This is a genomic window from Nocardioides potassii (assembly GCF_021648885.1).
In the GTDB taxonomy this organism is placed as follows: domain Bacteria; phylum Actinomycetota; class Actinomycetes; order Propionibacteriales; family Nocardioidaceae; genus Nocardioides; species Nocardioides potassii.
Genome location: NZ_JAKJHZ010000009.1, coordinates 470,641 through 496,225, shown reverse-complemented (window position 1 = coordinate 496,225; position 25,585 = coordinate 470,641). Strand labels below are relative to the sequence as shown.

23 protein-coding genes and 3 tRNA genes are annotated in these 25,585 nt (G+C 71.7%); 22 read left to right on the top strand and 4 right to left on the bottom strand.

Annotated features, from left to right (window positions below; all coding sequences use genetic code 11):
• The first annotated feature begins 9 nt into the window (after positions 1–9).
• Both zwf and L2K70_RS16090 read left to right on the top strand, forming a co-directional pair.
• Complete coding sequence (zwf, locus tag L2K70_RS16095) at positions 10–1,425, top strand: glucose-6-phosphate dehydrogenase (protein ID WP_236403458.1); 1,416 nt, start codon at positions 10–12, stop codon at positions 1,423–1,425.
• Positions 1,418–3,262, top strand: a complete 1,845-nt coding sequence (locus tag L2K70_RS16090) for a glycoside hydrolase family 15 protein (RefSeq protein ID WP_236403457.1) — start codon at positions 1,418–1,420, stop codon at positions 3,260–3,262. The genes zwf and L2K70_RS16090 overlap by 8 nt, the downstream gene beginning before the upstream one ends.
• A gap of 21 nt (positions 3,263–3,283) precedes the next feature.
• On the opposite strand, the gene L2K70_RS16085 is transcribed toward L2K70_RS16090, so the two are convergent.
• Positions 3,284–4,918 carry a sulfatase family protein gene (locus tag L2K70_RS16085; RefSeq protein WP_236403456.1) on the bottom strand — a complete coding sequence of 545 codons (1,635 nt, stop codon included), beginning with the start codon at positions 4,916–4,918 and terminating at the stop codon, positions 3,284–3,286.
• 92 nt (positions 4,919–5,010) lie between these two features.
• On the opposite strand from L2K70_RS16085, the gene L2K70_RS16080 reads away from it, so the two are divergent.
• Positions 5,011–6,273, top strand: a complete 1,263-nt coding sequence (locus tag L2K70_RS16080) for a multidrug effflux MFS transporter (protein WP_236403454.1) — start codon at positions 5,011–5,013, stop codon at positions 6,271–6,273.
• Positions 6,274–6,429: 156 nt separating this feature from the next.
• Here L2K70_RS16080 and L2K70_RS16075 read toward each other — a convergent pair whose 3' ends face one another.
• Entirely contained in the window at positions 6,430–8,346 is a 1,917-nt protein-coding gene (locus L2K70_RS16075) for an ABC transporter ATP-binding protein (protein WP_236403452.1), read from the bottom strand.
• Positions 8,343–10,223: an ABC transporter transmembrane domain-containing protein gene (locus L2K70_RS16070; RefSeq protein ID WP_236403449.1), complete on the bottom strand. Its 1,881-nt coding sequence runs from the start codon at positions 10,221–10,223 to the stop codon at positions 8,343–8,345. The genes L2K70_RS16075 and L2K70_RS16070 overlap by 4 nt, the downstream gene beginning before the upstream one ends.
• 104 nt (positions 10,224–10,327) lie before the next feature.
• Here L2K70_RS16070 and L2K70_RS16065 point away from each other — a divergent pair, with 104 nt between their 5' ends.
• The 13 genes from L2K70_RS16065 (at position 10,328) to L2K70_RS16005 (ending at position 20,529) form a co-directional block, all read left to right on the top strand.
• Positions 10,328–12,739 (top strand): FdhF/YdeP family oxidoreductase, encoded by a 2,412-nt coding sequence (locus L2K70_RS16065; RefSeq protein ID WP_308195831.1) that lies wholly within the window; start codon positions 10,328–10,330, stop codon positions 12,737–12,739.
• A 58-nt stretch (positions 12,740–12,797) separates the two neighbouring features.
• Positions 12,798–13,739, top strand: coding sequence for a pirin family protein (locus tag L2K70_RS16060; protein ID WP_236403446.1), 942 nt, complete (start codon positions 12,798–12,800; stop codon positions 13,737–13,739).
• A 62-nt stretch (positions 13,740–13,801) separates the two neighbouring features.
• Entirely contained in the window at positions 13,802–15,541 is a 1,740-nt protein-coding gene (locus L2K70_RS16055; protein ID WP_236403443.1) for an MFS transporter, read from the top strand.
• Positions 15,520–15,753 carry a DUF2652 domain-containing protein gene (locus tag L2K70_RS16050; RefSeq protein WP_236403441.1) on the top strand — a complete coding sequence of 78 codons (234 nt, stop codon included), beginning with the start codon at positions 15,520–15,522 and terminating at the stop codon, positions 15,751–15,753. The genes L2K70_RS16055 and L2K70_RS16050 overlap by 22 nt, the downstream gene beginning before the upstream one ends.
• Before the next feature lie 5 nt (positions 15,754–15,758).
• Positions 15,759–16,058 (top strand): hypothetical protein, encoded by a 300-nt coding sequence (locus L2K70_RS16045; RefSeq protein ID WP_236403440.1) that lies wholly within the window; start codon positions 15,759–15,761, stop codon positions 16,056–16,058.
• A 51-nt stretch (positions 16,059–16,109) separates the two neighbouring features.
• The gene (locus L2K70_RS16040) at positions 16,110–16,697 is read left to right on the top strand and encodes a DNA-3-methyladenine glycosylase I (protein ID WP_443689378.1); all 588 of its coding nucleotides are present in this window, start codon (positions 16,110–16,112) and stop codon (positions 16,695–16,697) included.
• An 11-nt stretch (positions 16,698–16,708) separates the two neighbouring features.
• Positions 16,709–18,124 carry an amidase gene (locus L2K70_RS16035; protein ID WP_236403437.1) on the top strand — a complete coding sequence of 472 codons (1,416 nt, stop codon included), beginning with the start codon at positions 16,709–16,711 and terminating at the stop codon, positions 18,122–18,124.
• Positions 18,125–18,171: 47 nt separating this feature from the next.
• Positions 18,172–18,244 (top strand) — tRNA-Thr (locus L2K70_RS16030).
• A gap of 38 nt (positions 18,245–18,282) precedes the next feature.
• A tRNA-Met gene (locus tag L2K70_RS16025) sits at positions 18,283–18,359 on the top strand.
• A gap of 50 nt (positions 18,360–18,409) precedes the next feature.
• The gene (gene rpmG, locus L2K70_RS16020) at positions 18,410–18,580 is read left to right on the top strand and encodes a 50S ribosomal protein L33 (protein WP_236403433.1); all 171 of its coding nucleotides are present in this window, start codon (positions 18,410–18,412) and stop codon (positions 18,578–18,580) included.
• An 89-nt stretch (positions 18,581–18,669) separates the two neighbouring features.
• Entirely contained in the window at positions 18,670–19,068 is a 399-nt protein-coding gene (locus L2K70_RS16015; RefSeq protein WP_236403430.1) for an FAS1-like dehydratase domain-containing protein, read from the top strand.
• Positions 19,065–19,475, top strand: coding sequence for a MaoC/PaaZ C-terminal domain-containing protein (locus L2K70_RS16010; RefSeq protein WP_236403428.1), 411 nt, complete (start codon positions 19,065–19,067; stop codon positions 19,473–19,475). The genes L2K70_RS16015 and L2K70_RS16010 overlap by 4 nt, the downstream gene beginning before the upstream one ends.
• On the top strand, positions 19,468–20,529 hold the full coding sequence (locus L2K70_RS16005; protein WP_236403427.1) for a UDP-N-acetylmuramate dehydrogenase: 1,062 nt from the start codon (positions 19,468–19,470) through the stop codon (positions 20,527–20,529). Before L2K70_RS16010 ends, L2K70_RS16005 begins: the two co-directional genes overlap by 8 nt.
• Before the next feature lie 87 nt (positions 20,530–20,616).
• Here the strand turns inward: L2K70_RS16005 and L2K70_RS16000 are convergent, their stop codons facing one another.
• Positions 20,617–21,645 carry an adenosine deaminase gene (locus L2K70_RS16000; RefSeq protein WP_236403426.1) on the bottom strand — a complete coding sequence of 343 codons (1,029 nt, stop codon included), beginning with the start codon at positions 21,643–21,645 and terminating at the stop codon, positions 20,617–20,619.
• Positions 21,646–21,760: 115 nt separating this feature from the next.
• Between L2K70_RS16000 and L2K70_RS15995 the strand changes: the two genes are divergently transcribed.
• From L2K70_RS15995 to L2K70_RS15970, 6 genes are all read left to right on the top strand, one after another.
• A tRNA-Trp gene (locus L2K70_RS15995) sits at positions 21,761–21,833 on the top strand.
• Positions 21,834–21,884: 51 nt separating this feature from the next.
• Entirely contained in the window at positions 21,885–22,142 is a 258-nt protein-coding gene (gene secE / locus L2K70_RS15990; RefSeq protein WP_308195830.1) for a preprotein translocase subunit SecE, read from the top strand.
• Positions 22,143–22,249: 107 nt separating this feature from the next.
• Positions 22,250–23,071 (top strand): transcription termination/antitermination protein NusG, encoded by an 822-nt coding sequence (gene nusG, locus L2K70_RS15985; RefSeq protein WP_236403425.1) that lies wholly within the window; start codon positions 22,250–22,252, stop codon positions 23,069–23,071.
• Positions 23,072–23,287: 216 nt separating this feature from the next.
• Positions 23,288–23,716, top strand: coding sequence for a 50S ribosomal protein L11 (gene rplK, locus L2K70_RS15980; protein WP_236403423.1), 429 nt, complete (start codon positions 23,288–23,290; stop codon positions 23,714–23,716).
• Positions 23,717–23,780: 64 nt separating this feature from the next.
• The gene (rplA, locus tag L2K70_RS15975) at positions 23,781–24,503 is read left to right on the top strand and encodes a 50S ribosomal protein L1 (RefSeq protein ID WP_236403422.1); all 723 of its coding nucleotides are present in this window, start codon (positions 23,781–23,783) and stop codon (positions 24,501–24,503) included.
• A gap of 180 nt (positions 24,504–24,683) precedes the next feature.
• A complete protein-coding gene (locus L2K70_RS15970; protein ID WP_236403421.1) occupies positions 24,684–25,568 on the top strand; it encodes an SCO4651 family lipoprotein in 885 nt (294 codons plus the stop codon).
• Positions 25,569–25,585 lie beyond the last annotated feature (17 nt).

Genomic DNA, 25,585 nt, shown 5'->3' with positions numbered 1-25,585 from the left:
CGTGGCCGCATGACGACCGAGCTGGCGCCCTGCGCCTTCGTCCTGTTCGGCGCCCGCGGCGACCTCGCGGCGCGCAAGCTCTTCCCGGGCCTCTACCGGCTGGCGGCGGCGGGGCGGATGCCGCGCGAGTACGCCGTCATCGGGAGCGGCCGGCACTCGCCGGGGTCGGACGACGACTTCCGGTCCGAGGTGCGCGACGGGCTGCGCGAGTCCGTGGACGACCTCGACGACGACCTGGTGCGCGACCTGCTCGACCGGGTGACGTTCCGGACCTCCGACGCCGACGACGGCTCCGAGCTCGCGGACCACGTGCGCGAGGTCGAGGCGTCGCTGGGCGACCCCGGCGACGTCCTCCGCCTGGTCTACCTCTCGGTCCCGCCCACGGCGATGTCCGGGATGGTGGCGATGCTCGGCCGCGAGGGCCTCGACGAGAGGGCGCGCCTGGTGATCGAGAAGCCGTTCGGCCTCGACCTGGAGTCCTTCGACGACCTCGACCGTGACGTGCACGAGGTCTTCGACGAGGACCAGGTCTTCCGCATCGACCACTTCCTCGGCAAGGAGGCCGTGCAGAACCTGCTCGCCCTACGCTTCGCCAACGCCCTGTTCGAGCCCGCGTGGGACCGCCGCAGCATCGCCTCCGTGCAGGTCGACGTGCCCGAGACGCTCGCCATGGAGGGCCGGGGCTCGTTCTACGAGTCCACCGGAGCCCTGCGCGACATGGTCTCGACGCACCTCTTCCAGATCCTCGGCGCGGTGGCCCTGGAGGACCCCGGGGAGTGGTCCGCGGACGCCGTACGACGCGCCCGGTCCGCCGTGTTCGCCGACGTCCGCCCGCTCGACCCCGCGCGGGTCGTGCTGGGCCAGTACGACGGCTACCGCGACGAGGACGACGTCGACGAGGACTCGACCGTGGAGACGTTCGTCGCGCTCGAGGCCTGGGTGGACAACGACCGCTGGCGCGACGTCCCCTTCCTGCTGCGCACCGGCAAGGCGATGGCCGAGACCCGTCGTACCGTGACGCTCCGCTTCCGCCACCCGGACTCGACAGTGTTCGCACCCGTCCCGGCGGTCGACGAGCTGGTGCTCGAGCTCACCGACGAGGCCCAGGTGCACGTCGAGCTCCTCGGCAAGCGGCCCGGTCCCGAGATGGAGCTGGCGCCGGCCACCATGCGGCTCGACCTCGGCGAGGAGCTGCCCGACGACGACCCGCTCGAGGCCTACGAGCGGTTGCTGCTCGACGTGATGGAGGGTGACCACACGCTGTTCGCCCACGCCGACGAGACCCGGCGGCTGTGGGAGGTCTGCCAGCCGGTCCTCGACGACCGGCCCGACCCCCTGCCGTACGACGAGGGCTCGTGGGGACCGGACGCCGCGCTGGAGCTGCCGCCGGGCGGCTGGCGCCTGGGCGGGCCTGACGGTGACTGAGCACGACGGCCCGGCGATCGCCGAGCACGGCCTCGTCGGCGACCTGCGGACGGCGGCGCTGGTCGCCACCGACGGCACCATCGACTGGTTCTGCCCCGGGCGGTTCGACGCGCCGAGCGTGTTCGCCGCCGTCCTCGACCCGGACGCCGGGCACTGGCGGCTCGGGCCGGACGACCCCGAGGCGCGCAGCCGGCAGTACTACCACCCCGAGACCAACATCCTCGTCACCCGCTTCATGACCGACCGCGGGGTCGTCGAGGTGCAGGACTTCATGCCCGTCCTCCGCGCGCACGACGAGACGCACCGCCAGCGGCTGGTCCGCCGGGTCGTCGGGCTGCGCGGGTCAGTGGAGCTGACGATGCACATGGCGCCGCGCCCCGACTACGGCGCGACCGAGCCCGACCTGGCCGTCGAGGACGACGTCGTGCGTTTCGCCGACGGCGACGTCCACCTCGCGCTGTCCAGCACGGTCGACCTCGACGTCGACGACCACGCCGCCACCGCGCGCCTGGCCCTCGGCGCCGGCGAGGCCGCGCTCTTCGTGCTCGAGGTGCTCGAGCCGGGCGAGGAGCCGCGCGGCTGCAGCGAGGACGACGTCGAGGAGCTGTTCGACGGCACCGCCGCGTTCTGGCGGGGCTGGCTCGCGCAGAGCACCTACACCGGACGCTGGCGCGAGTGGGTCGACCGGTCCGCGCTCACCCTCAAGCTGCTGTGCCACGAGCCCACGGGCGGCATCGTCGCGGCGCCGACCACCAGCCTCCCCGAGAGCATCGGCGGCACCCGCAACTGGGACTACCGCTACGTCTGGGTCCGCGACGCGGCCTTCAGCGTCTACGCGCTGCTGCGGCTCGGCTTCACCGCCGAGGCCGCTGCGTTCGTCCGCTTCCTCTCCGAGCGGCTGGGGGAGGCCGAGGACGACGACGACCTCGGCCCGCTCCGGGTGCTCTACGACCTCGACGGCACCCATCCGCACGAGCGGGTGCTCGACCACCTCGCCGGCCACCGCGGCTCGCGCCCGGTGCGGGTGGGCAACGCCGCGGTGGACCAGCTGCAGCTCGACGTCTACGGCGAGCTGATCGACTCGGTCTACCTCTTCGACAAGCACGGGAGGGGCATCAGCCACGACGCCTGGAGCGACCTGCGCCGCATCGTGTCGTGGCTGATGGACAACTGGGAGCGTCCGGACGCGGGCATGTGGGAGATCCGCTCCGGACCGCGCACCCACACCACGTCGCTGGTGATGAGCTGGGTGGCGGTGGAGCGGATGATGCGGGTGGCGCGCCGGCGTGGACTGCCGGGCGACCTGACGGAGCTCGCCGCCACCCGCGACCTCATCTACGCGCGGGTGATGGAGGACTGCTGGAACGACGACCTTCAGGCGTTCACCGCCTTCCCCGACAGCGACGTCCTGGACGCCGGGACGCTGCTGATGCCGATGGTCAAGATGCTCGCGCCGGACGACCCGCGCTTCCTCTCCACGCTCGAGCAGGTCGAGCAGCGGCTGGTGACGGACAGCCTCGTGCTGCGCTACGACCCGGAGCTGTTCGGCGACGGGGTGTCGGCGGCACAGGACGGTGACGGCGCCGACGCCACCACGGCCGAGGAGGGCACGTTCTCGCTGTGCTCCTTCTGGTACGTCGAGGCGCTCACGCGCGCCGGGCGCCTGGACGACGCCCGGCTCGCGCTCGAGAAGATGTTCACCTACGCCAACCACCTCGGGCAGTACGCCGAGCAGGTCGGCCTCAACGGCGAGCAGCTCGGCAACTTCCCCCAGGGCTTCACCCACCTGAGCCTGATCAGCGCGGTGATCAACCTCGACCGGATGCTGGGCGACTGACCCGCGGCGTCGAGGCCCTCGTCAGGACCGCAGGCGCGCCGGCATCGGGGCCTGGCACGCCCCGCCGGTGCAGTTGCGGAGCCTGGCCAGCGTCTTGGCCAGCGCGGCCTGGTCGGCGGCGTACGCCCTGGTCCCGGCGACGTTGGTCAGCTGTCCCGGGTCGGTGCGCATGTCGTAGAGCTCGACCTCGTCGCTGGCGTGCTCCACGTAGAGGTAGCTGCGCGTGCGCACGCCCTGCGAGAAGCGCTGGGCCGTCGGGCCGGGGTCCTTGGCCGAGAGCCGCGGCCCCGACTCGTCGAGGTCGGCGACCACGTCGCGCGGCCCGGTCTCGGTGAGGACGGCGCGGTCCCATCCGCGGTCACCCGTGCGGGCGACGTCGAGCATGTTGCGGCCGTTGAGCGGGAAGTCGACCGTCGTGCCCGCGGCCGCGAGGATCGTCGGCGCGAAGTCGATCGACGTGAACGGGTCCGTGCGCACCTCGCCCGCCGGGATCCCGGGGCCGCGGACCAGCAGCGGCACCGCCAGCGCAGGCTCGTACGGGAGGATCTTGCCCTGCCGGATGCGGTGCTCGCCGAGGAAGTAGCCGTTGTCGGAGGTGAAGGCGACGATGGTGTCGTCGAGCTCGCCGGTCGCCTCGAGCGCGGCGATGGTGCGCTCGACCTGGTCGTCGACCACGGACAGCGCCTCGGCGCGCTGCCGCGCGGTCTCGAGGAGCCCGGCCTGCTCCGCCGCGTTGAGCGGCGGCAGGTCGCGGATGAAGAACGGCTTGTCGCTGACGTCGTCCTCGCCGGCGGCGCCCGGCGCCTCGGTCAGCACGGCGTCGAAGCGACCGCGCACCTCCGCGGGCCGGGCGGTGGTCTGGAAGCGTGTCGTCGCGCCGTCGTCGCGCTTGATCGGCTTGGGGTCGTCGGGCTCGCCCGGCTGCCCGTGGTGCGGCGCGACGTAGTTGGCCCAGAAGAAGAACGGCACGTCGTCGCCGGCGTTCTCGGTGATGATCTGCGTCGACAGGTCCCCGAAGACGTTGCTCTGGTAGCGGCCGGGCTCGAGGTAGAACTCGCCGTTGTCGTTGAGGGTGGTGTTGAAGAAGCGGTAGGTGCCGCCGTCCTTGTCGGGGAACTCCGGCCCCGGCCCGCCGTCGATCGCACCGCGCCAGTCCGACCAGCCCGGCGGGATGTACGTCGTCGAGGTCGGCGAGCTCCCGTCGGGTGCCGGCTGGGCGCCGTACCCGTTGAGGTACTTGCCGAGGAAGGCGGTCTCGTAGCCCGCGCGCTGCAGCCACACCGGGAGCGTCTCGGCGTCCTCGAGGACCTTGAAGCCCCACGGCTCGGCGTGCGACCAGACCTCGTGGTTGTGGGTGTAGAGCCCCGTCAGGAACGACGAGCGGGCCGGGCAGCAGAGCGGGTAGGGCGAGAAGCTGTTCTCGAAGGTGACGCCCGCGTCGGCGAGGAGCGCGCGGGTCTTCGGCATGTGGACGAGCTCGTCCTCGCGCATGTCGTCGACCGTGATCACGACGACGTTGGGCTGTCCGGCGGACAGCGACGCGGGTGTCGCGGCGGGGGCGGCGGTGCTCGCCGGTGTCCCCGTGCTGCCAGGCAGAACAATGGCGAGCAGTGCGGTCGCGGAGGCGACCGCGGTCGCCGTGAGGTGTCGAGGCATGGATGCCCTTCCCGAGACGAAGGTGACATTGTCGACTGAGATACTACGATTCAGGGGTGGCGATGACGGGCGGGCGGCCGTCGGGTGATCTCATGGCGGACGTGACACCACCTCGGGACAGCGCCTCCACGCTCGCGCCCCGAGTCGTCGCACTGATCCCGTTCGTGCTGGCGATGCTGTCGATGATCGGGCCGTTCAGCATCGACACCCCGTTCCCGGCGTTCGCGCGGATGGGGGAGGAGCTCGCGGCCTCGACTGGGCAGCTCCAGCTGGTGGTGACCGTCTACATGCTGGCCTTCGCCGCGATGAGCGTCTTCCACGGCCCCCTGTCCGACGCGATCGGCCGGCGTCCGGTCATCGTCGGCTCGCTCGCGGTGTACGGCGTCGCGTCCGTCGCGTGCGCCTTCGCGCCGACGCTCGGGTGGCTGCTCGTCGGTCGCGTGGTGCAGGGACTGGCGGCCGGTGGCTCGACCATCGTGAGCCGCACGATCATCCGCGACCTCTTCGACGGACCGGAGGCGCAGCGGCTGATGAGCCAGGTCGCGGTCATCTTCGGCATGGCGCCGGCCATCGCTCCGATCGTCGGTGGCCTGCTGATCCAGGTAGGGCCGTGGGAGACGGTCTTCTGGTTCATGGCCGCGCTCGCCCTCGTGCTCCTGACCGTGACGGTCGCCCTCCTGCCCGAGAGCCACCCGCCCGAGCGCCGCGTGCCGCTCCGGGTCGGTGAGATCGTGACCGGCCTCGTCACGGTCTTCCGCGTACCGGCCTTCCACCGGATGGCCTGGGCGGGCACCCTCGTCTTCGGCGCGCAGTTCCTCTACATCGGCGGCGCGGCCATCTTCGTGGTCGACCTGCTCGGCGAGGGGGAGCTCGACTTCTGGAAGCTCTTCGTCCCGATGATCGGCGCGATGGTCGTCGGCTCGGTCGTGAGCGGCCGCCTCGGCAGGTCGTGGACCAGCTCGCGGCTGGTGTCGGTCGGGTACGCCGTCAGCACCTTCGGAGCGGTGCTCGGGATCGTCGTGGCGCTGACCCCGGCGGGCGAGGTGCTGCCCTGGGCGGTGGCCGGTATCTCGTTCGTCGCCTTCGGCAACGGGCTGGCCTTTCCCAACATCCAGCTCCTGATGCTCGACCTCGTCCCGACCCGCCGCGGCGCCGTGATGTCGGCCTCGACGTTCATCACCCTGGTCTTCAACGCGGTCAGCGCGGCAGTCGTCGCGCCGGTCGCGGGTCGGTCCGTCCTCGGCTTCGCCGTCGCCGCCGCGGTGTCCGTCCTCCTCGGCTGGGGCTGCTGGCGCTGGCACCAGCACGCCGCCCGCCGCGCGGTGGCCGCGGCCGCACCGACCCCCGGCGCCTGAGAGCCGTGGGCGACACGGCCGGATCGCTTCAGCGATGCTCGCGCCGACGGCGTACTTGGCACCCGAATTTCACGGTTGTCTGCCGAGATCTCGGCTGACAACCGTAGGAGTCACCGGACATCCGGTGACTCCAGAGGTCCCGTCCCGCCCGTCTGCTCAGGAGGTCCAGGCGCGCCAGAGGGCGGCGTACTCCCCGTCGAGGTCGAGCAGCTCGTCGTGACTGCCCAGCTCGACGATGCGCCCGTCGATGACGACCGCGATGCGGTCGGCGTCGTGGGCGGTGTGGAGGCGGTGGGCGATCGCGACGACCGTACGTCCCTCGAGCAGGTTGTTCATGGAGCCCTCGAGGGTGCGGGCGGTGCGCGGGTCGATCAGCGAGGTCGCCTCGTCGAGGACGAGGGTGTGCGGGTCGGCGATGATCAGCCGGGCCAGCGCGACCTGCTGGGCCTGCGCCGGGGTGAGCGCGAACCGTCCGGAGCCGATCATCGTGTCGAGCCCCTGCGGCAGCCGCTCGACCCAGAGCAGCGACCCGACCGCGCTGAGCGCCTCGCGCACGTCGTCGTCGCTGGAGTCCTCGCGTGCGAGCACGATGTTGTCGCGCACCGAGCCGATGAAGACGTGGTGCTCCTGGGTGACGAGCGCGACCTCGGTGCGCAGCACCTCGAGCGGCAGGTCGACGAGCTCGACGCCGCCGACGCTGGCCGAGCCGGTGCGCGGGCGGTTGATCCCGGAGAGCAGCCGGCCGAGGGTGGACTTGCCGGACCCGCTGGGCCCGACGACGGCGAGCCGCTCGCCGGGAGCGAGTCGCAGGTCGACGCCGTGCAGCACGTCGTGGCCCTCGCGGTAGGCGAACCGCAGGTCCGCAGCCACCAGGTCGACGCCGTCCGGCAGCCGGTCGCCGGGCGTGCGGTCGGGCCTCACCTCAGCGATGCCGAGGAGCCGGCTGGTCGACGCCGCGCCGACCTGGAGCCGGTCGACCTCGCCGATGAGCCGGTCGAGCGGGTCGGCGAGCGCCTCGACGTAGAGCACGGCCGCGGTGATCTGGCCGAGGTCCACCCAGCCCTGCGAGTAGGCGTACGCACCCACGAGCAGGGTGATCACCCGCGGGGTCTGGAAGGCGAAGTTGAGCGCCGCGAAGAGGATGTTGCGCAGCGTCATCGTGTAGCGCTCGGCCTGCGCCGACACCGCGATGTCGTCGTCGCCGGCCCGCACGCGCCGGCCCGACAGGCCCAGCGACTCGACGGTGCGCGCGCCCTCGACGGTCTCGGTCAGGGTCGTGTTGATCCGGGAGTACGTCGACCCCTCGGTGATGTAGCCCTTCGGCGCCCGCTGCAGGTAGGTGCGCACCGCCCACGCCGAGGTCGCGAAGGTCAGCAGGGCGGGGACCGCGAGGACGACCGAGTTGAGGAGCATCGCGCCGATCGACATCACGACCGTGAGCAGCGAGATGATCGCCATCGGGACGCCATACTGCACCGAGCGGCTCATCGTGCCGACGTCGCGGGTCACGCGGGTCACGAGGTCGCCGGTGCTGGCGCTCTCGACGGCGCCCAGCGGCAGCCGCAGGATCGTGCGCACGATGAACTCGCGCGCGGTCGAGAGGAGGTCCTGGCCGAAGAGGGTCGAGGTGCGCTGGGCGACGAAGGTGAAGAACGACTGCGCCAGCACCACGCCCACGATCACCAGCGCCAGCTGGCCCAGCGGGCGGCCGGTGCCCTCGATGGTCGTGTTGACCAGCTCGCCGAGCAGCCGCGGCACGACGAGCCCCGCCCCCGCGGCGAGCGCGTTGAGCACCACGAGCGCGGCGAAGGCCCGCTTGCGGGCGCGGAACAGGTCGCGGAAGAAGGCGAGGACCTCCGCGTTGCCGGCCACCGGCCAGCCCCGCTCGGGGTTGCGCGAGGCGGCGTAGACGTCCTCGGACCGCTGACGGCGTACGGCGTGCCGGTGCCGGAAGGCGTGCCACCGCTCGCCCCAGGAGGCGGCGGTCGGCGGCACCAGGTCGGGCGGCACCACAGGTGGGTCGAGGGTGCGGTCGCGCCAGGTGTCGGGCGAGGTCGCGAGCAGGTCGGTCACGACGGGACCTCCTCGTCCATCGACCGGACGACGACGTCGCGGTAGGCGGCGTCGTTCGCCAGGAGCTCGGCGTGGTCACCCTCGGTGACCACCTGGCCGTCGCGCAGCAGCACGACGTGGTCGGCGTGGTGCAGCCACAGCGGCGAGACCGTGCACACGACCGTCGTACGTCCGCGGCGCAGGTCGCTGACCCGCTCGGCGATGCGGGCCTCGGTGTGGGCGTCCACGGCCGACGTCGGCTCGACGAGGACGAGGACCGGGGCGTCGGCGGCGAGCGCACGGGCCAGCACGACGCGCTGGCGCTGGCCACCGGACAGGCCGCGGCCGCGCTCGTCGAGCTGGCCCTGCCAGCCGTCCGGGAGCGCGTCGTAGACGTCCTCGGCGTTGGCGACGCGCAGGGCCTGCTCGGCCTGCTCGCGGGTCAGGGTCCCGTGCGGGTCGATGGCGTCCTGGAGGGTGCCGGCGAACAGGCTGCTGCCGGTGTCGCTCACCAGCACCTGACGCCGTACGTCGACGAGGCTGGCCTCGGACAGGTCGACACCACCCAGCCGCACGCCCCACTCGCGAGTGGCGGCCTCCTCGTCCCGCGCGGCGATCCGCGCTCGACGGCGTTCGCGGTCGGCCCGGGCCCGGCGGGCGGCGCGGCCCTTGAGTCCCTCGCCGTCGTCCTCCCCGACCGGGTCGGTGTCGGGAGGGAGGTAGCGGCCGAGGCGGTCGGCGAGCGCCGCACTCTGCTCGGGGACCGCGCTCACGACGACGGTGAGCAGCCCGGGCCGGGCGGTGAAGCCGCTGAGGTCGTCGACCATCTCGCGGCTGCCGTCGAGGGGCTGCGGGTCGTCGGGGTCGCGCCAGGGCGGGCGCTGCTCGAAGATCGCGATCGCCTTGCGGGCGCTGACCAGCGCGCGCGTGCCCTTCTGGGCGAGCTCGAAGAAGGTGCGGATCGGGCCGACCATGAAGAGGCCGTAGCCGAGGAAGCTGACCAGCTGGCCCACCGTGAGGTCGCCCGACTGCACCTGCCGGGTGCCGAGCCAGACCAGCGTGACGAGGAAGACGCCGGAGAAGAGGACGCCTGTCGCCTCGACCGCGGCCTGCCAGATGCCCGAGGAGACGCCGGCCTTCCGGGCGTGCTGGGACTGGGCGGCGTAGTTGCGGCCGAAGGTGTCCTCGCCGCCGATGCCGCGCAGGATCCGCAGCCCGCCGACGATGTCGGTGGCGAGCGAGGTCAGCTCCGAGTTGCGACTGCGCTCGACCTGCTGGCGCCGGTGCAGCGGCCGCAGCAGCGGCATCGCGGCCACGACGAGGACGGGCGCGGCCACCAGGACGACGACGCCGAGCTCCCACGACATCGTCAGCACGATCGCGGCGACGGCGAGGTAGGAGACGAGCTGGGCGGCCGAGCGCGCGAGGATCTCGGTGAGCGCCCCGAACTCGTCGGAGTCGCTCGACGACACGCTCAGCACCTCGCCGGTCGGTGAGCGGCGCGGCAGCACGTGGCCCATCTGGGCGACCTTGCGGGTCACCATCTGCGTGGTGCCGTAGAGGCTGATCAGCCAGCTGCGCACGACCAGGGTGTGGAAGACGACGCCGAAGACGCCACCGACGAGCACGACGGCGAGCATCACCGCCGCCCACCCGAGCAGCGCGCTCGTCGAGCCGGCGAGGATGCCCTCGTCGACCGCGCGACCGAAGATGTAGGGGCCGAAGGTCAGCGGCAGCAGCCACAGGAGGCATGACAGCGTCGACCAGGCGATGACCTGCCACTGCTGGCGCAGCATCCAGCGCAGGAACGCCGCAGGCGTCCGGGTGTCGGGGTCCGGCGAGGGCGCGGCGTCGGTCCCGGTGAAGAACGTCGCGGTCCGGGGTGGGAAGTCCTGCATGTCGCCACGACCCTAGGCGCGCAGGGTGTGCGGGCACGAACCCTTGAACGCGCCAGCCCCTCCGGGCGGTGTGCGCTTATGAGGCGAGGTGCAGGATGGGGGTCGTGACCTTCCTCTCCCAGCTGCGAGGCGCGCCGGCCAAGCTCCGCAACGAGGCCCGCCAGGTGCCCACCCACGACATCGACGAGACGGAGGTGGAGGTCGACTCGACCTCGCACGCCGCCGCGGGCGCGACCGCCGTCGCCGTCGCCATGAGGCGCGCGGTCGGCCAGATGGGCCCGGTCCGCACGGCGTCGTCGCTGCTGCGCCTCAACCAGGTCGACGGCTTCGACTGCCAGGGCTGTGCGTGGCCCGATCCGGCACCCGGTCACCGGCACACCGCCGAGTTCTGCGAGAACGGCGCGAAGGCCGTCGCCGAGGAGGCGACCAAGCAGCTGCTCGACCGCGAGTTCTTCGCCACCCACTCGGTCGAGGACCTCGCCGGCCGGACGGAGTTCTGGCTCGGCAAGCAGGGCCGCATCACCGAGCCGATGGTGCTGCGTCCCGGCGCCACCCACTACGAACCGATCTCGTGGGACGACGCCTTCGCCACCATCGCCGGTCACCTCCACCGGCTCGACAGCCCCGACCAGGCGACGTTCTACACGTCCGGCAAGACGTCCAACGAGGCGGCGTTCGTCTACCAGCTCTTCGCGCGCTCGCTGGGCACCAACAACCTGCCGGACTGCTCCAACATGTGCCACGAGTCGTCCGGCTCGGCCCTCGTCGACACCATCGGCATCGGGAAGGGATCGGTGAGCCTGGAGGACGTCCACCAGGCCAAGCTGATCCTCGTCGTGGGCCAGAACCCCGGCACCAACCACCCGCGCATGCTGTCGGCGCTGGAGGAGGCGAAGTCCCGCGGCGCGAAGATCATCGCGGTCAACCCGCTGCAGGAGGCCGGGCTCGTCCGCTTCAAGAACCCGCAGAAGGTCAAGGGCCTCACGGTGGGCACCGCGATGGCCGACCTGCACCTGCCGATCCGCCTCAACGGCGACCTGGCCTTCTTCCAGGCCGTCGGCTCGCTGCTGGTCGAGTGGGACGCGCTGGACCACGACTTCCTCGAGCAGTACGCCACTGGCTTCGAGGAGTACGCCGCCCACGTGGCGGACCTCGACTGGGCGAAGGTCGAGGCCTCCACCGGCCTGACCCGCGAGCAGATCACCGAGGCCGCCCGCATGGTCGCGGACTCGCCGGCGACCATCACCTGCTGGGCGATGGGCATCACCCAGCACCACAACGCGGTCGCCACGATCAAGGAGATCGTCAACGTCGCGCTGCTGCAGGGCAACATCGGCAAGCCCGGTGCCGGCGTGTGCCCGGTGCGCGGGCACTCCAACGTCCAGGGCGACCGCACCATGGGCATCTGGGAGCGCGTCCCGGACCACTTCCTCGACGCGATCCGCGACGAGTTCGGCTTCGAGCCGCCCCGCGAGCACGGCCTCGACACCGTCGGCTCGATCCAGGCGCTGCGCGACGGGAAGATCCGGGTCTTCATGGGGATGGGCGGCAACTTCGTGGGTGCCGCGCCCGACACCGAGGCCACCGAGGCGGCGATGCGCAACGCGGCCCTGACCGTGCACGTCTCCACCAAGCTGAACCGCTCGCACGTGGTCCACGGCTCCGAGGCGCTGATCCTGCCGGTGCTCGGCCGCAGCGAGAAGGACCTCACCGGCGGCAAGGTGCAGCGCATCACCGTCGAGGACTCGATGTCGGCGGTCCACGCCTCGCACGGCCCGCTCGACCCGCCGTCGGAGCACCTGCGCTCGGAGGTCGACATCATCTGCTCGCTGGCCATCGCGACCCTCGGCGAGGGCTCGCCCGTGCCGTGGGCCGCCTTCCGGGACGACTACACCGAGATCCGCCGCCGCATCGCCCGCGTGGTCCCCGGCTGCGCGTCCTACGAGGAGAAGGTCGACGAGCCCGGCGGCTTCGTCCTGCCCCACCCCCCGCGCGACAACCGGGTCTTCGAGACCGAGAGCGGCAAGGCCGTGCTCACCTCCACGCCGCTGGAGGTCCTCGAGGTCCCCCGCGGGCGGTTCCTCCTGCAGACGATGCGCTCGCACGACCAGTTCAACACCACGATCTACGGCCTCGACGACCGCTACCGCGGGGTCAAGGGCGGTCGGCGGGTCGTCTTCGTGAACCCCGACGACCTGCGTGACCTGGGCTACGCCGAGGGCGACGTCATCGACCTGGTCAGCGAGTGGAAGGACGGCGTCGAGCGCGTCGCCCGGTCCTTCCGGATCGTGTCCTACGACCAGCCGCGCGGCTGCGTGGCTGCCTACTACCCCGAGGCCAACGCCCTGGTCCCGCTCGACTCGACGGCCGAGAAGAGCAACCAGCCGGTCTACAAGTCGATCGTGGTGCGCCTCGACCGCCCGGGCGAGGCGGGTCAGGGCACGGGTCCGTCCCGGGGCTCGGGTGCGCAGGGCTCGGGCTCGCTGCGCGACGACGAGCCGACTCACCTGAGCTGAGCGTCCGCACCGGGTGAACCGCCCCGCGGGTTCACCCGTCCGGGTAGCGTGGCGCACGATGACCACGCACATCGAGGTGCTCACTCCGCGCGAGGTCCCGCTGGGGGGTCCCCGTGCCATGCGCGTACGACGCACGCTCCCGCAACGCCACCGGTCCCTGATCGGGGCCTGGTGCTTCGTGGACCACTACGGACCCGACGAGGTCGACGAGACCGGCGGCATGGTCCTCCCCGCGCACCCGCACACCGGGCTGCAGACGGTGAGCTGGCTCTTCGACGGCGAGCTCGAGCACCGCGACTCGGTCGGCAGCCTCGCCACGGTGCGCCCCGGCGAGGTCAACCTGATGACCGCCGGACGCGGGATCAGCCACACCGAGGTGTCCACGCCCGGCACGACCGTGCTGCACGGCGCCCAGCTCTGGGTCGCCCTGCCCGACGCCAGCCGGCACTGCGACCCCCACTTCGAGCACTTCGCCCCCGAGCCGGTCCGCGGCCCGGGCTGGGAGGCCCGCGTCTTCATCGGATCCGCCTTCGGCACCTCCTCGCCGATCACCACCTACAGCCCCCTCCTCGGGGCGGAGGTGATGCTCGCGACCGGCGCCAGCCTCGACATCGAGGTGGACGCGTCGTTCGAGCACGGCGTGCTCCTCGACGTCGGGCTCGTCGAGGTCGAGGGCCAGGAGCTCAAGCCCAGCGAGCTCGGCCACCTCGACCCCGGGCGTACGACGATCACGGTGACGGCCCGGGAGGAGGCCCGGCTGCTCCTGCTCGGCGGCCCGCCCTTCGGGGAGCCGATCGTGATGTGGTGGAACTTCATCGGCCGCGACCACGACGAGATCGCCGCCTACCGCGAGGAGTGGCAGCAGCAGATCACCGACGACGGCGACGTGGTCGGGGACGGCCGTGCGGTCGGGGACGGTCGCTTCGGGCGGGTCGACCTCGCCCTGGCGCCGATCCCGGCGCCCGAGATGCCCAACGTCAGGCTCAAGCAGCGCCGCTGAAGCCGGTCATTCTCCGACCGATCTTGACCCACCGGCGAAGCTGTCGGCCCTACAGTCGCCAGATGGGGGAGTCGGGGCCGCGCGTGCGCCTGGCCGACGCCGCGTCCGCCTTCTCCAGCAACGCCCGCAACCCGGACCTCCGGCGCGCCCAGCTGAGCTTCCTCGGTGCGTGGACCGCCGAGTGGGCCTTCACCGTCGCGCTCGGCATCGTGGCCTATCGCGACGGCGGAGCGGGCGCGCTCGGGCTCGTGGGACTGCTGCGCATGCTGCCCTCGGCGCTGCTCGCGCCGGTCCTCTCGCCCTTCGCGGACCGCGGGAGGCGTGAGCGCGTCCTCGTGGTCGTGTCCACCGCCCGGGGAGCCGCGACGACTGCCGCAGCCGCGGTGGCGGCGCTCGGCGGGGCGCCCGTGGCGATCTACGCACTCGCCGTGCTGTCGACCATCGCCGCGACGCTCTTCCGGCCCGCCCACTCCGCCCTGCTGCCCTCGCTGTGCCACACCGGCCACGAGCTCGCCAGCGCCAATGTCGTCCGCGGCATGCTCGACTCGCTCGCCACCCTCGTCGGCCCGCTCCTGGCCGCCGTCCTCCTCGAGGTCGCCGACGTCGACGTGGTGTTCGCGGTGGCGGCCGCTGCCTCGTTCTGGTCCGCTGCGCTCCTCCTCCGGCTGCAGTACGACGCTCCGCCGCGACCACCGGCCCTGCGGCCCCACCTCGCCCGTGAGGCGCTCGAGGGGCTCGGCGCGGTCGCCCGCAACCGGGACCTGGCGCTCGTCCTCGGCCTCGCCGCCGCACAGTCCCTCACGCGTGGCGCGCTGACCGTCTTCTCGGTCCTGGTCTCGATCGAGCTCCTCGGGCGCGGCGAGCCCGGCGCCGGGACGCTGATGACCGCGGTCGGTGTCGGCGCGGTCGGCGGCTCGCTCGCGGCCTCCCTCCTGGTCGGCACGAGACGCCTCGGGGCGTGGTTCGCCCTCGGCGTCACCCTGTGGGGGCTGCCGCTCGTGCTGGTCGGACTGGTGCCCCATGACCTGCCGGCCCTCGTCTTCATGGCCCTCATCGGGGCCGGCAACGCGCTGATCGACGTCGCCGGTTTCACCCTCCTCGGCCGGATGGCGCCTGACGAGGTGCTCGCGCGCGTCTTCGGAGTGCTCGAGAGCCTGGTGGCGGTGTCGATCGGGGTGGGCGCGCTCGTGACGTCGTGGCTCGTCGGGAGCTGGGGCCTGCGCCCGGCCCTGGTCGCCGTCGGCCTGGTCTGCCCGGTGCTGGCCGCGGCGGCGTGGGTCAGGCTCCGGGCGCTCGACCACGCGGTCGGCGCCCACGACGACGAGGTCCGCCTCCTCCAGCGGGTCCCGATGCTGCGCACGCTGCCGCTGCCCTCGGTCGAGCAGCTCGCGCGCGGCCTCACGACGCTCGACGTACCGTCCGGCACCACGCTGTTCGAGCGCGGCGACGTCGGCGACCGCTACTACGTCGTGGAGGCCGGCGCCGTCGACGTGGTCGGCGACGGGACGGTGATCGCCTCCCTCGGGCCCGGTGAGGGATTCGGCGAGATCGCCCTCCTGCGGCGCAGCACCCGCACCGCCACGGTCCTCGCCACGGTCGACTCCCGACTCCGGTCGCTGGGCTCCGAGCACTTCCTCGCCGTGGTCCTCGGCTACGCCCCCAGTGCCCTGGCGGCCTCCGCGGGGGTCGAGCACCTGCTCGAGCGCTACGACCCCGACCGTCCCGACCACGACCGACCCGACCGTCCCGATCACGACGGTTCCGACCACGAAGGTGAGCCATGGCATCGACCCAGGGACTGATGATCATCGCTGACATCGGCGGCTACACGACCTACATGCGCACCCATCGCATGTCCTTGGCCCACGTCGAGCGTCAGTACGTCGCGCACAACCTCTGTCCCTGCGGAGGGTGCAAGGAGGCCGAGGACCTCACCCTCACGTTCGTCGCGCACGTGGGCGAGGTGGCGACCCAGAGGATCCGCGACCGGTTGAAGCTGGTCGGGACGACGTGATCCTCGTGCACCGACTCCTCAAGAACGCGGTGCCGATCCGTGAGTACGTGCTGATGACCGAGGACCTCTACGGCACGGGATCGGTGGCGCTGCCCGCCACGGTCGGCGAGGTCGAGACCGATCTCGAGGGCTTCGGAGCGGTGAGGTCCTACTACGTCGGCGTGGCCGACCTGAGACCCGGCGAGCCGCCGCTGCCCGCTCCGGGCTGGCGCGGACGCCTCGGTCGCACGGTCCACGCCGCCGGGGCGGGGCTCCCCTACGTGCTGGGTCGCACCGGCAGGCGTCCGGTCGCGTCGGCCCGCTGACGCGGCGCTGTCGGTGGGCTGCGCGAGGATGCCTCCCATGGAGACGGCGCAGTGAGCGGGGTGCCGGCGGTCGTCGGCGAGGACGGCGTCGCCCGCTGCCCGTGGGCGAGCGGCGACCCGGTCAACAGGGCCTACCACGACACCGAGTGGGGCATGCGCGTCTCCGGCGAGGCTGCCCACCTCGAGCGGCTCACGCTCGAGGCCTTCCAGTCTGGCCTGTCGTGGCTGACGATCCTCACCAAGCGGCCCCACTTCCGCCGGGCGTTCGCGGGCTTCGACGCCGACGCCGTCGCGGCCTACGACGAGGCCGACGTCGAGCGGTTGATGGCCGACCCGGGCATCGTGCGCAACCGCCGCAAGGTCGACGCCGCCATCGCCAACGCGCGGGCGACCGTCGCGCTTCGCGACGACGGCGGGCTCGAGTCCTTCATCTGGTCCTTCCGGCCCGACCCGCTCCCCGCCCCGCGCACCACCGCCGACCTCCCGACCACGTCGGCGGAGTCGGTGGCGCTCGCGATGGCGCTGAAGAAGCGCGGGTTCGCCCACGTCGGCCCCACCACGATGTACGCCCTCATGGAGGCGATCGGGCTCGTCGACGACCACCTCGAGGGGTGTCACCGCCGCGGCTGCGCTGGCTAGTCTGCGTGACCATGCGCGTGCACGCCTTCTCCGCCGACGACGCCCTCTCCGACCTCGACGCCACCGGGCTGGTCGAGGCCTACCGCGCCGGCACGCTGTCCGTCCCGGAGGTCATCGACGCGGCGATCGCCCGCACCGAGCAGGTCGACTCCACCCTCGGCGCCGTCGCACACGCGGCGTACGACCGGGCGCGCGCGGAGGCGCGCGATCCCCGTCCGGGCTGGTTTGCCGGGGTGCCGACGTTCGTCAAGGACAACGTCGACGTCGCCGGGATGCCCACGCAGCACGGCGCCGACGCGTTCCGTGCCCAGCCGGCGAAGGCCGACGGCGACTTCGCCCGGATGTACCTCGCGACCGGCCTGGTGCCGCTCGGCAAGACCCAGCTCTCCGAGTTCGGCTTCTCCGGCGCGGCCGACCACGTCCGGCTCGGCCCGGTCCGCAGCCCCTGGCACACCGACCACTACGCCGGTGCCTCGTCGGCCGGCTCGGCGGCCCTCGTCGCTGCCGGTGCCGTCCCGATCGCCCACGCCAACGACGGCGGGGGCTCGATCCGCATCCCCGCCGCGGTCAACGGGCTCGTCGGCCTCAAGCCGACGCGCGGGCGGCTGGCGCAGGACCGGATGATGCGCGACATGCCCGTGCGGATCGTCTCCGACGGCGTGCTGACCCGCAGCGTGCGCGACACCGCCGCGTTCTACCGCGAGGCGGAGAAGATCTGGCGCAACCCGCTCCTAGCGCCGATCGGCGACATCACCCGCCCCAGCAGGGCGAGGCTGCGGGTCGCCGTCGTCACCCAGGGCATCGGCCGCGACTCGAGCCCGGAGGTGCGCGAGCTGACCCTCCGAACCGCCGCCCTCCTCGAGGAGCTCGGCCACCACGTCGAGGAGATCGACAACCCGGTGCCGGCCGGCTTCCCCGACCACTTCGTGCGGTTCTGGTCGTTGCTCGCCTACGCCATCGCCAAGCGCGGCCGCAAGGACTTCGGCGACACCTTCGACGCCACGAAGCTCGACAACCTGACCCTCGGGCTCGCCCGGCACGCGGCCCGAAACCTCCACAAGCAGCCGATCTCGATCGCCGTCCTGCGCGCCTCGCGCCGCGTGGCGGCCAAGCACCGCGAGCAGTACGACGTCACGCTCACGCCGACCCTCGCGACCGAGACACCGCGGGTCGGCCACCTGCGCCCCGACCAGGACTACGACGAGATCATGGACCGGCTCATGGACTGGGTGGCCTTCACGCCGCTCCAGAACGCGACCGGCGAGCCGGCCATCTCCCTGCCCCTCGCGACGACCGCAGCCGGGCTCCCGCACGGGATGATGCTGGGCGCCGGAGCGGGTCGCGAGGCCCGGCTGCTGGGCCTGGCCTACGAGCTCGAGGAGGCCGTCGGATGGCCCCGGATCCAGGCGCTGGACGAGGTGTCCTGAGCCGATTTCTCATCGCGGCTGGGGCGTGTGTATCGTTCTCCGTCGTTGCCCCTTTAGCTCAGTCGGCAGAGCGTCTCCATGGTAAGGAGAAGGTCTACGGTTCGATTCCGTAAAGGGGCTCTGGATCGGACCTCCCCCCGGGGGCGTCCGGCCTCCGCGGCGGGGTAGCTCAGGTGGTTAGAGCACACGGCTCATAATCGTGGTGTCGCGGGTTCGAGTCCCGCCCCCGCTACCACCAAAGTCTGCAGCAGCCTCCCGCACCACCCGCTAGGAAAAGGTTCTCCCATGGCCAGCAAGTCTTCTGACGTTCGCCCCAAGATCACGCTCGCGTGCACCGAGTGCAAGGAGCGCAACTACATCACCAAGAAGAACCGCCGCAACGACCCCGACCGCATCGAGCTGAAGAAGTTCTGCCCGCGCGAGCGTCGTCACACGATCCACCGCGAGACCCGCTGACGCCTGCGCGTCGCCGCACCCGACCCGTCCGAGCACCTCGGACGGGTTGCTGCGTTTGTGGAGCACGAGGCGTGTCCTAGGCTCGGGACATGCCCGTCGACCCCTCGCTCGTGGGGCGTGACTTCCCCGCCCCGGCGTCCCTGACCGTGACCCCCGAACGGGTCGGCGCCTTCGCGCAGGCCGTCGGCCACCCGGGTGACGACGTCCCCCCGACCTTCCCGATCGTGCTCGCGTTCGACGCGATGATGGCGTTCCTCGACTCCGAGCAGATCGACCTGCACCGCATCGTCCACGGCGAGCAGCGCTTCGCCTACGCCCGCCCGCTGGTCGTGGGCGACGAGCTCTCCGCGACGCTGACGGTCTCGGGGCTGCGCCAGATCGGCGGCGCCGACATCATCGCCACCACCAGTGAGATCGCCGATGCCACCGGTGCGGTCGTCTGCACCGGCAAGGCCACCCTCGTCCACTCGTCGGGATCGGACGCATGAGCATCGTGTTGACGGCCGGGGACGTCCTCGAGCCCAAGGCCTTCACCGTCACCCGCGCCGACCTCGTGGCCTACGCCGACGCGAGCGGCGACCACAACCCGATCCACCAGGACGAGGAGGTCGCCCGCAGCGTCGGCCTGCCCGGGGTGATCGCCCACGGCATGTACACCCTCGCGCTAGTCGGGCGCGCGGTCGCCGATTGGACCGACGGCGCGGAGGTCGTGGACCTCGGCGCGAAATTCACCAGCCCCGTCGTCGTACCTGCAGAGGGGGGCGCGGAGGTCGTCGTGGCCGGCACCGTCAAGTCGATCGCCGACGGCATGGCCACGCTCGCCCTCGAGGTCACCTGCGAGGGCCAGAAGGTGCTCGGCATGCCGAAGGCCGTCGTGAAGCACGCCGGTGCCTGAGCCGGGACCGGTCCTCGGGGACCACACGACCCTCCGCCTCGGCGGTCCCGGGCGCGAGTGGGTGCGCGCGACCACCGAGGACGAGCTCGTCGCGGTCGTCTCGGAGGCCGACGCCGCAGGCACGCCCGTCCTGGTGCTCGGTGGCGGCTCCAACCTCGTCGTGGCCGACGCGGGCTTCGACGGCCGCGTCGTCGAGGTCGCCACCAGCGGACTGACGTCCGACGTCGACGACTCCGGCGACCCGACCTGCTCGGGCGCGACGGTGACGGTCGCCGCCGGCGAGTCCTGGGACGGTCTCGTCGCCACGGCGGTCGATCGCGGCTGGGTCGGCGTCGAGGCCCTCTCCGGCATCCCGGGCTCGGTCGGTGCCACGCCCATCCAGAACGTCGGCGCCTACGGCCAGGAGGTCTCGCAGACCATCGCCCGGGTGCGCGTGTGGGACCGCTTCCTGCGCGGCGTGCGGACCTTCGCCGCGGCGGAGTGCCAGTTCGGCTACCGCTCCAGCCGCTTCAAGGCCGACCCCGGTCGCCACGTCGTCCTCGACGTCACCTTCCAGCTCCGGCAGGGCGCGCTCGGCGCACCGGTCCGCTACGCCGAGCTCGCCCGGGTGCTGGAGGTCGAGGAAGGGCAGCGCGCCCCGCTCGCCGACGTACGCGCCGCCGTGCTCGACCTGCGCCGCGGCAAGGGCATGGTGCTCGACGCCGCCGACCACGACACGTGGAGCGCCGGGTCCTTCTTCACCAACCCGTTCCTCACTCCGGAGCAGGCCGCCGGTCTGCCGGCCGACGCCCCGCGCTGGGAGCAGCCCGACGGCACCGTGAAGTCCAGCGCCGGCTGGCTGATCGAGCACGCCGGCTTCGGCAAGGGGTTCTCCTCCGCGACCGCGGGGGACCGGGTGTCGCTGTCGACCAAGCACACCCTGGCGCTCACCAACCGCGGCGGTGCCACCACCGACGAGCTCCTCACCCTCGCCCGCGAGGTCCGCGACGGCGTCCGCGAGGCGTTCGGCGTCACGCTCGTCAACGAGCCGGTGACCGTCGGCTGCTCCCTCTGACCTTCCTCGGGCATCTAGGGACGTTCCGGTTGGTGATCGGGACCTCCGACCTACCAGAACGTCCCCAGGTACCGAGCCGCGGGGACGTCACGACAGCCAGGTGGCGATGTCCCGCTTCGCTGCCTCGACCACGTCCGACGGGGCCAGCGAGGCCTCGAACGACATCTCGGCCAGCCGGGCGAGGGTCCGGTCGTCGAGGTCGTGCGCGGCGCGCATCGTGGCGTACTGGCCGGCGAGCTGCGAGCCGAACAGCAGCGGGTCGTCGGCACCCAGCGCGACCGTCGCGCCGGCCGCGAGCAGCTGGGGGAGGGGTACCGAGGTGAGGTCGGAGTAGACCCCGAGCGAGACGTTGGAGACCGGGCACACCTCGAGCGCCACCCCGGCCTGCACGACCCGGTCGAGGAGCTCGGGGTCCTCGACGCTCCGTACGCCGTGGCCGAGCCGCTGGGCGCCGAGGCTGTCCAGGCACTGGCGCACGTGCTCGGGGCCGCGCAGCTCGCCGCCGTGCGGGACCAGGAGGAGCCCGGCGCGCTCGGCGATCCGGAACGCCCCGGCGAAGTCGGAGGTGCTGCCGCGTCGCTCGTCGTTGGACAGCCCGAACCCGACGACCCCGCGCCCGGCGTACTGCCCGGCCAGGCGGGCCAGCGTGCGCGCGTCGAGCGGGTGCCGGGTCCGGTTGGCGGCGATGACCAGCGCGATGCCGAGGCCGGTGCGCTCGGAGGCGTCGCGGACGCAGTCCAGCACCAGGTCGGTGAACTCGGTGATGCCGCCGAAGCGGGCGGCGTAGCCACTCGGGTCGACCTGGATCTCCAGCCACCGGCCGCCGTCGCGGACGTCGTCCTCGGCCGCCTCGAGCACCAGACGTCGTACGTCGTCGGGCGTGCGCAGCACCGATCGCGCCACGTCGTAGAGGCGCTGGAAGCGGAACCAGCCCTTCTCGTCGGCAGCGCTCAGCCGCGGCGGCCAGTCCTCGACCAGCGAGTCGGGCAGCACGATCCCGTCACGCTCGGCGAGCTCGAGGAGCGTGCCGTGCCGCATCGACCCCGTGAAGTGGAGGTGCAGGTGGGCCTTCGGCAGCGCCGAGACGTCCCGGTGCCGCCCCGTGCTGTTCCCCACGCATCCAGCCTGCCACGCCTCGGTTCGACGGCGCTGGCCCCCTCCCCGTATGCTTCCCGTTTGGTGGATCCGCCAGATGCTTCGGCATGCCCCGGACGGGGTTCTGGTCCATCGGAGGGCACTAGCTCAACTGGCAGAGCATCGGTCTCCAAAACCGAAGGTTGGGGGTTCAAGTCCCTCGTGCCCTGCGAGACACACTGCACAGCAACACATCCAGGATTGGCGAGAAGGTGGGAAACGTGGCCGACGGCAACGCGGTTCAGGACCGGCGCGACTCGCGCGGCGACGACCGTGGGCGCACCAGCCCCGTCACGTTCATGCGCCAGGTGGTGGCCGAGCTCCGCAAGGTGGTCTGGCCGACCCAGCAGCAGCTGATCACCTACTTCTTCGTCGTGCTCGTCTTCGTCGTCGTGATGATGGCGCTCGTGACGGTGCTCGACCTGGCCTTCGGCAAGCTCGTCTTCGCGGTCTTCACCGGTGGCACCTCGACGCAGTGATCCCACGGCCCCCGCGTGGTCGCGGCACCACCGCACACGCCCGGGTCAACCCGGCCCCGGCCCGCTGACGGCCCCGGCCCCATCAACGAGAACGTACGGAGTGAGACGTGTCTGAGAAGAGTGACGTGGACCAGGTCGACGCAGTCGACGACCAGGTCGACGGTGCGGTCGAGGCCGGCGACGAGGTGACCACCGAGGACGCCGCCGAGACGAGCGACGAGACCACCGACGCGACGACCGACGAGACCGTCGAGGACACCGCTGACGAGTCCGACGAGTCCGACGGCTCCGACGAGCCCGAGGGCGACGACGACCCGCTCGAGGCGTTCCGCCGCGAGCTGTGGGCCAAGCCCGGCGACTGGTTCGTCGTGCACACCTACTCCGGCATGGAGAAGCGGGTCAAACACAACCTCGAGAACCGCATCATCTCCCTCAACATGGAGGACTACATCCACGAGATCGTGGTCCCCACCGAGGAGGTCGCGGAGATCAAGAACGGCCAGCGCAAGATGGTCACGCGCACCGTCCTGCCCGGCTACGTGCTCGTCCGCATGGACCTCACCGACGAGTCCTGGTCGGCCGTGCGCCACACGCCGTCGGTCACCGGCTTCGTGGGCCACAGCCACCAGCCCGTCCCGCTCAGCATGAGCGAGGTCGAGGACATGCTCGCCCCGGCCGTCGTGCACGCCGCCGAGGTCGAGGCCGCCGCGTCGGGCGAGAAGGGCGCCGGCGCCCCCCCGCGCAAGCCGGTCGAGGTCGCGGACTTCGACGTCTCCGACTCCGTCATGGTGGTCGACGGCCCGTTCGCCACGCTCCACGCGACGATCACCGAGATCAACGCCGAGTCGCAGCGCGTGAAGGCCCTCGTCGAGATCTTCGGCCGCGAGACCCCGGTCGAGCTGTCGTTCTCGCAGATCCAGAAGGTCTGAGCGCAAGGGCCGAGCTTGCGAGGCCCTCGATCAGCGAAGAGGTCGAGGAGCGTCGACCCGGGCGCGCCGCGAAGCAAGCGGCCGGCTGACGCGTCTCGAGACCCGTGAAGTCCCGATTTCACGACCAGCCCGACTGAGGGCGACAATGCACAGAGCGACAACCCGTGGCAGAGGACGTACGTCCTCGTCATGACCACACGAGAAGAAGGAAGAGCAATGCCTCCCAAGAAGAAGATCGCCGCACTCGTCAAGGTGCAGCTGCAGGCCGGTTCGGCCACCCCGGCCCCGCCGGTCGGTACGGCGCTCGGCCCGCACGGCGTCAACATCATGGACTTCTGCAAGGCCTACAACGCCCAGACCGAGTCCATGCGCGGCAACGTCATCCCCGTCGAGATCACCATCTACGAGGACCGCACGTTCGACTTCATCACCAAGACCCCGCCGGCCGCCGAGCTCATCAAGAAGGCCGCCGGCCTCTCCAAGGGCTCGGGCGTCCCGCACAAGGACAAGGTCGGCAAGCTGACCAAGGACCAGATCCGCGAGATCGCCACCACCAAGCTGCCCGACCTCAACGCCAACGACATCGACGCGGCGATGAAGATCGTCGAGGGCACTGCCCGCTCGATGGGCGTCACGACCGACTGACACCGTGGGAGAGCCGCGCTGGCTCGCTGAACCACATCCTTCGCACCACAGAAACGAGAAGACCATGCAGCGCAGCAAGACCTACCGCGCGGCGGCGGAGTCGTTCGACCAGGACGAGATCTACGCCCCGCTCGCAGCCATCAAGATCGCCAAGGGTGGCTCCAAGAAGAAGTTCGACGAGACCGTCGACGTCGTCATGCGACTGGGTGTCGACCCGCGCAAGGCCGACCAGATGGTCCGCGGCACCGTCAACCTGCCCCACGGCACCGGCAAGACCGCTCGCGTCCTCGTGTTCGCGAACGCCGACAAGGCCGACGCCGCCCGTGAGGCCGGCGCCGAGTTCGTCGGTGGCGACGAGCTCATCGAGAAGGTCGCCGGCGGCTGGCTCGACTTCGACGCCGTCGTCGCGACGCCCGACATGATGGGCAAGGTCGGCCGCCTCGGTCGCGTCCTCGGCCCGCGCTCGCTCATGCCGAACCCGAAGACCGGCACGGTCACCCCGGACGTCGCCAAGGCCGTCACGGACATCAAGGGCGGCAAGATCGAGTTCCGCGTCGACCGTCACGCCAACCTGCACTTCATCATCGGCAAGGCCTCGTTCTCCGAGGTCCAGCTCGCGGAGAACTACGCCGCGGCGCTCGACGAGGTGCTGCGGCTCAAGCCGGCCAGCTCGAAGGGCCGCTACATCAAGAAGATCACCGTCTCGACGACGATGGGCCCCGGTGTCCAGGTGGACCCCAACCGCGTCAAGAACGTCGCTGCCGAGGACGAGGCCGCCCAGGCCTGATCGTCGCCCCGGCGCACCACGACGGCCCGGTCACCCACGCGGGTGGCCGGGCCGTCGTACGTCTCGATCCGGTCCCGATCCGTGCGGATCGACGCGGACAGGTCGTTTCGGCGTGGAAGCATCGGGTAGGAAGCAGGCACGTCCACCGACGTCTCGTCCGCACCACACCCAGGAGCTCCCATGCGCGTCCACTCACTCTCCCGCCGTCTCGGCGCCGCAGCCCTGGTGCTGACCGTCGGTGCGGGCGTCTCGGCCTGCGGCAGCGACTCGGGCGGCTCCGAGGACTCCTCGAGCTCGGCGAGCGACGGCTCGGGTTCGGACGACTCCGCCACCGACGAGGCCACCGACTCGAGCGACGACTCGACCGACACCTCTGGGGACGAGTCGGCCGACGGGTCGCTCACCGAGCTGTCGGCCGACGACTTCTACCCGACCGTGCTGGGTGCGCTGCAGGACGCCGGGACGTTCCGGTTCACCACCACCTCCGAGTCGGCCGGCCAGTCGCAGGAGATGAGCGGCGAGGCGCGCTTCGGGGACGACGGCGTCGAGATGAAGGCGAGCGGCACCGGCGCCCAGGCGATGGACATGATCCTCATCGACCAGGCGATGTACATGAAGTCCGACGCCTTCGGTACCGGTGACAAGTGGCTCAAGATCGACCTGAGCGACCCGAACTCGCTGTTCGGGATGATCGGCAAGGCGACCGATCCCGAGGTCATGTTCAAGGCGATGGAGTCGCCCAAGAAGCTCGAGCTCGTCGGGACCGAGGACGTCGACGGGGTGGAGACCAACCACTACCGGATCACGATGGACCCGACCTCCTACCTCAAGGCGATGGAGTTCCCGGCGGCGATGGCCGACATGCTCCCCAAGGAGCTGGTGACAGAGATGTGGGTCGACGGCGACAACCTGCCCCGCAAGTTCACCCAGACGACCGAGATCAAGGGCGTCGCCGGTGGTCCGGCCACGACCAGCAACACCGAGGGCACCTACTCCGACTTCGGCACCGACGTCGACATCGAGGCGCCGCCCGCCTCCGAGGTCACCGAGCAGCCCGGCATGTGACCGGCCAGACCGACACG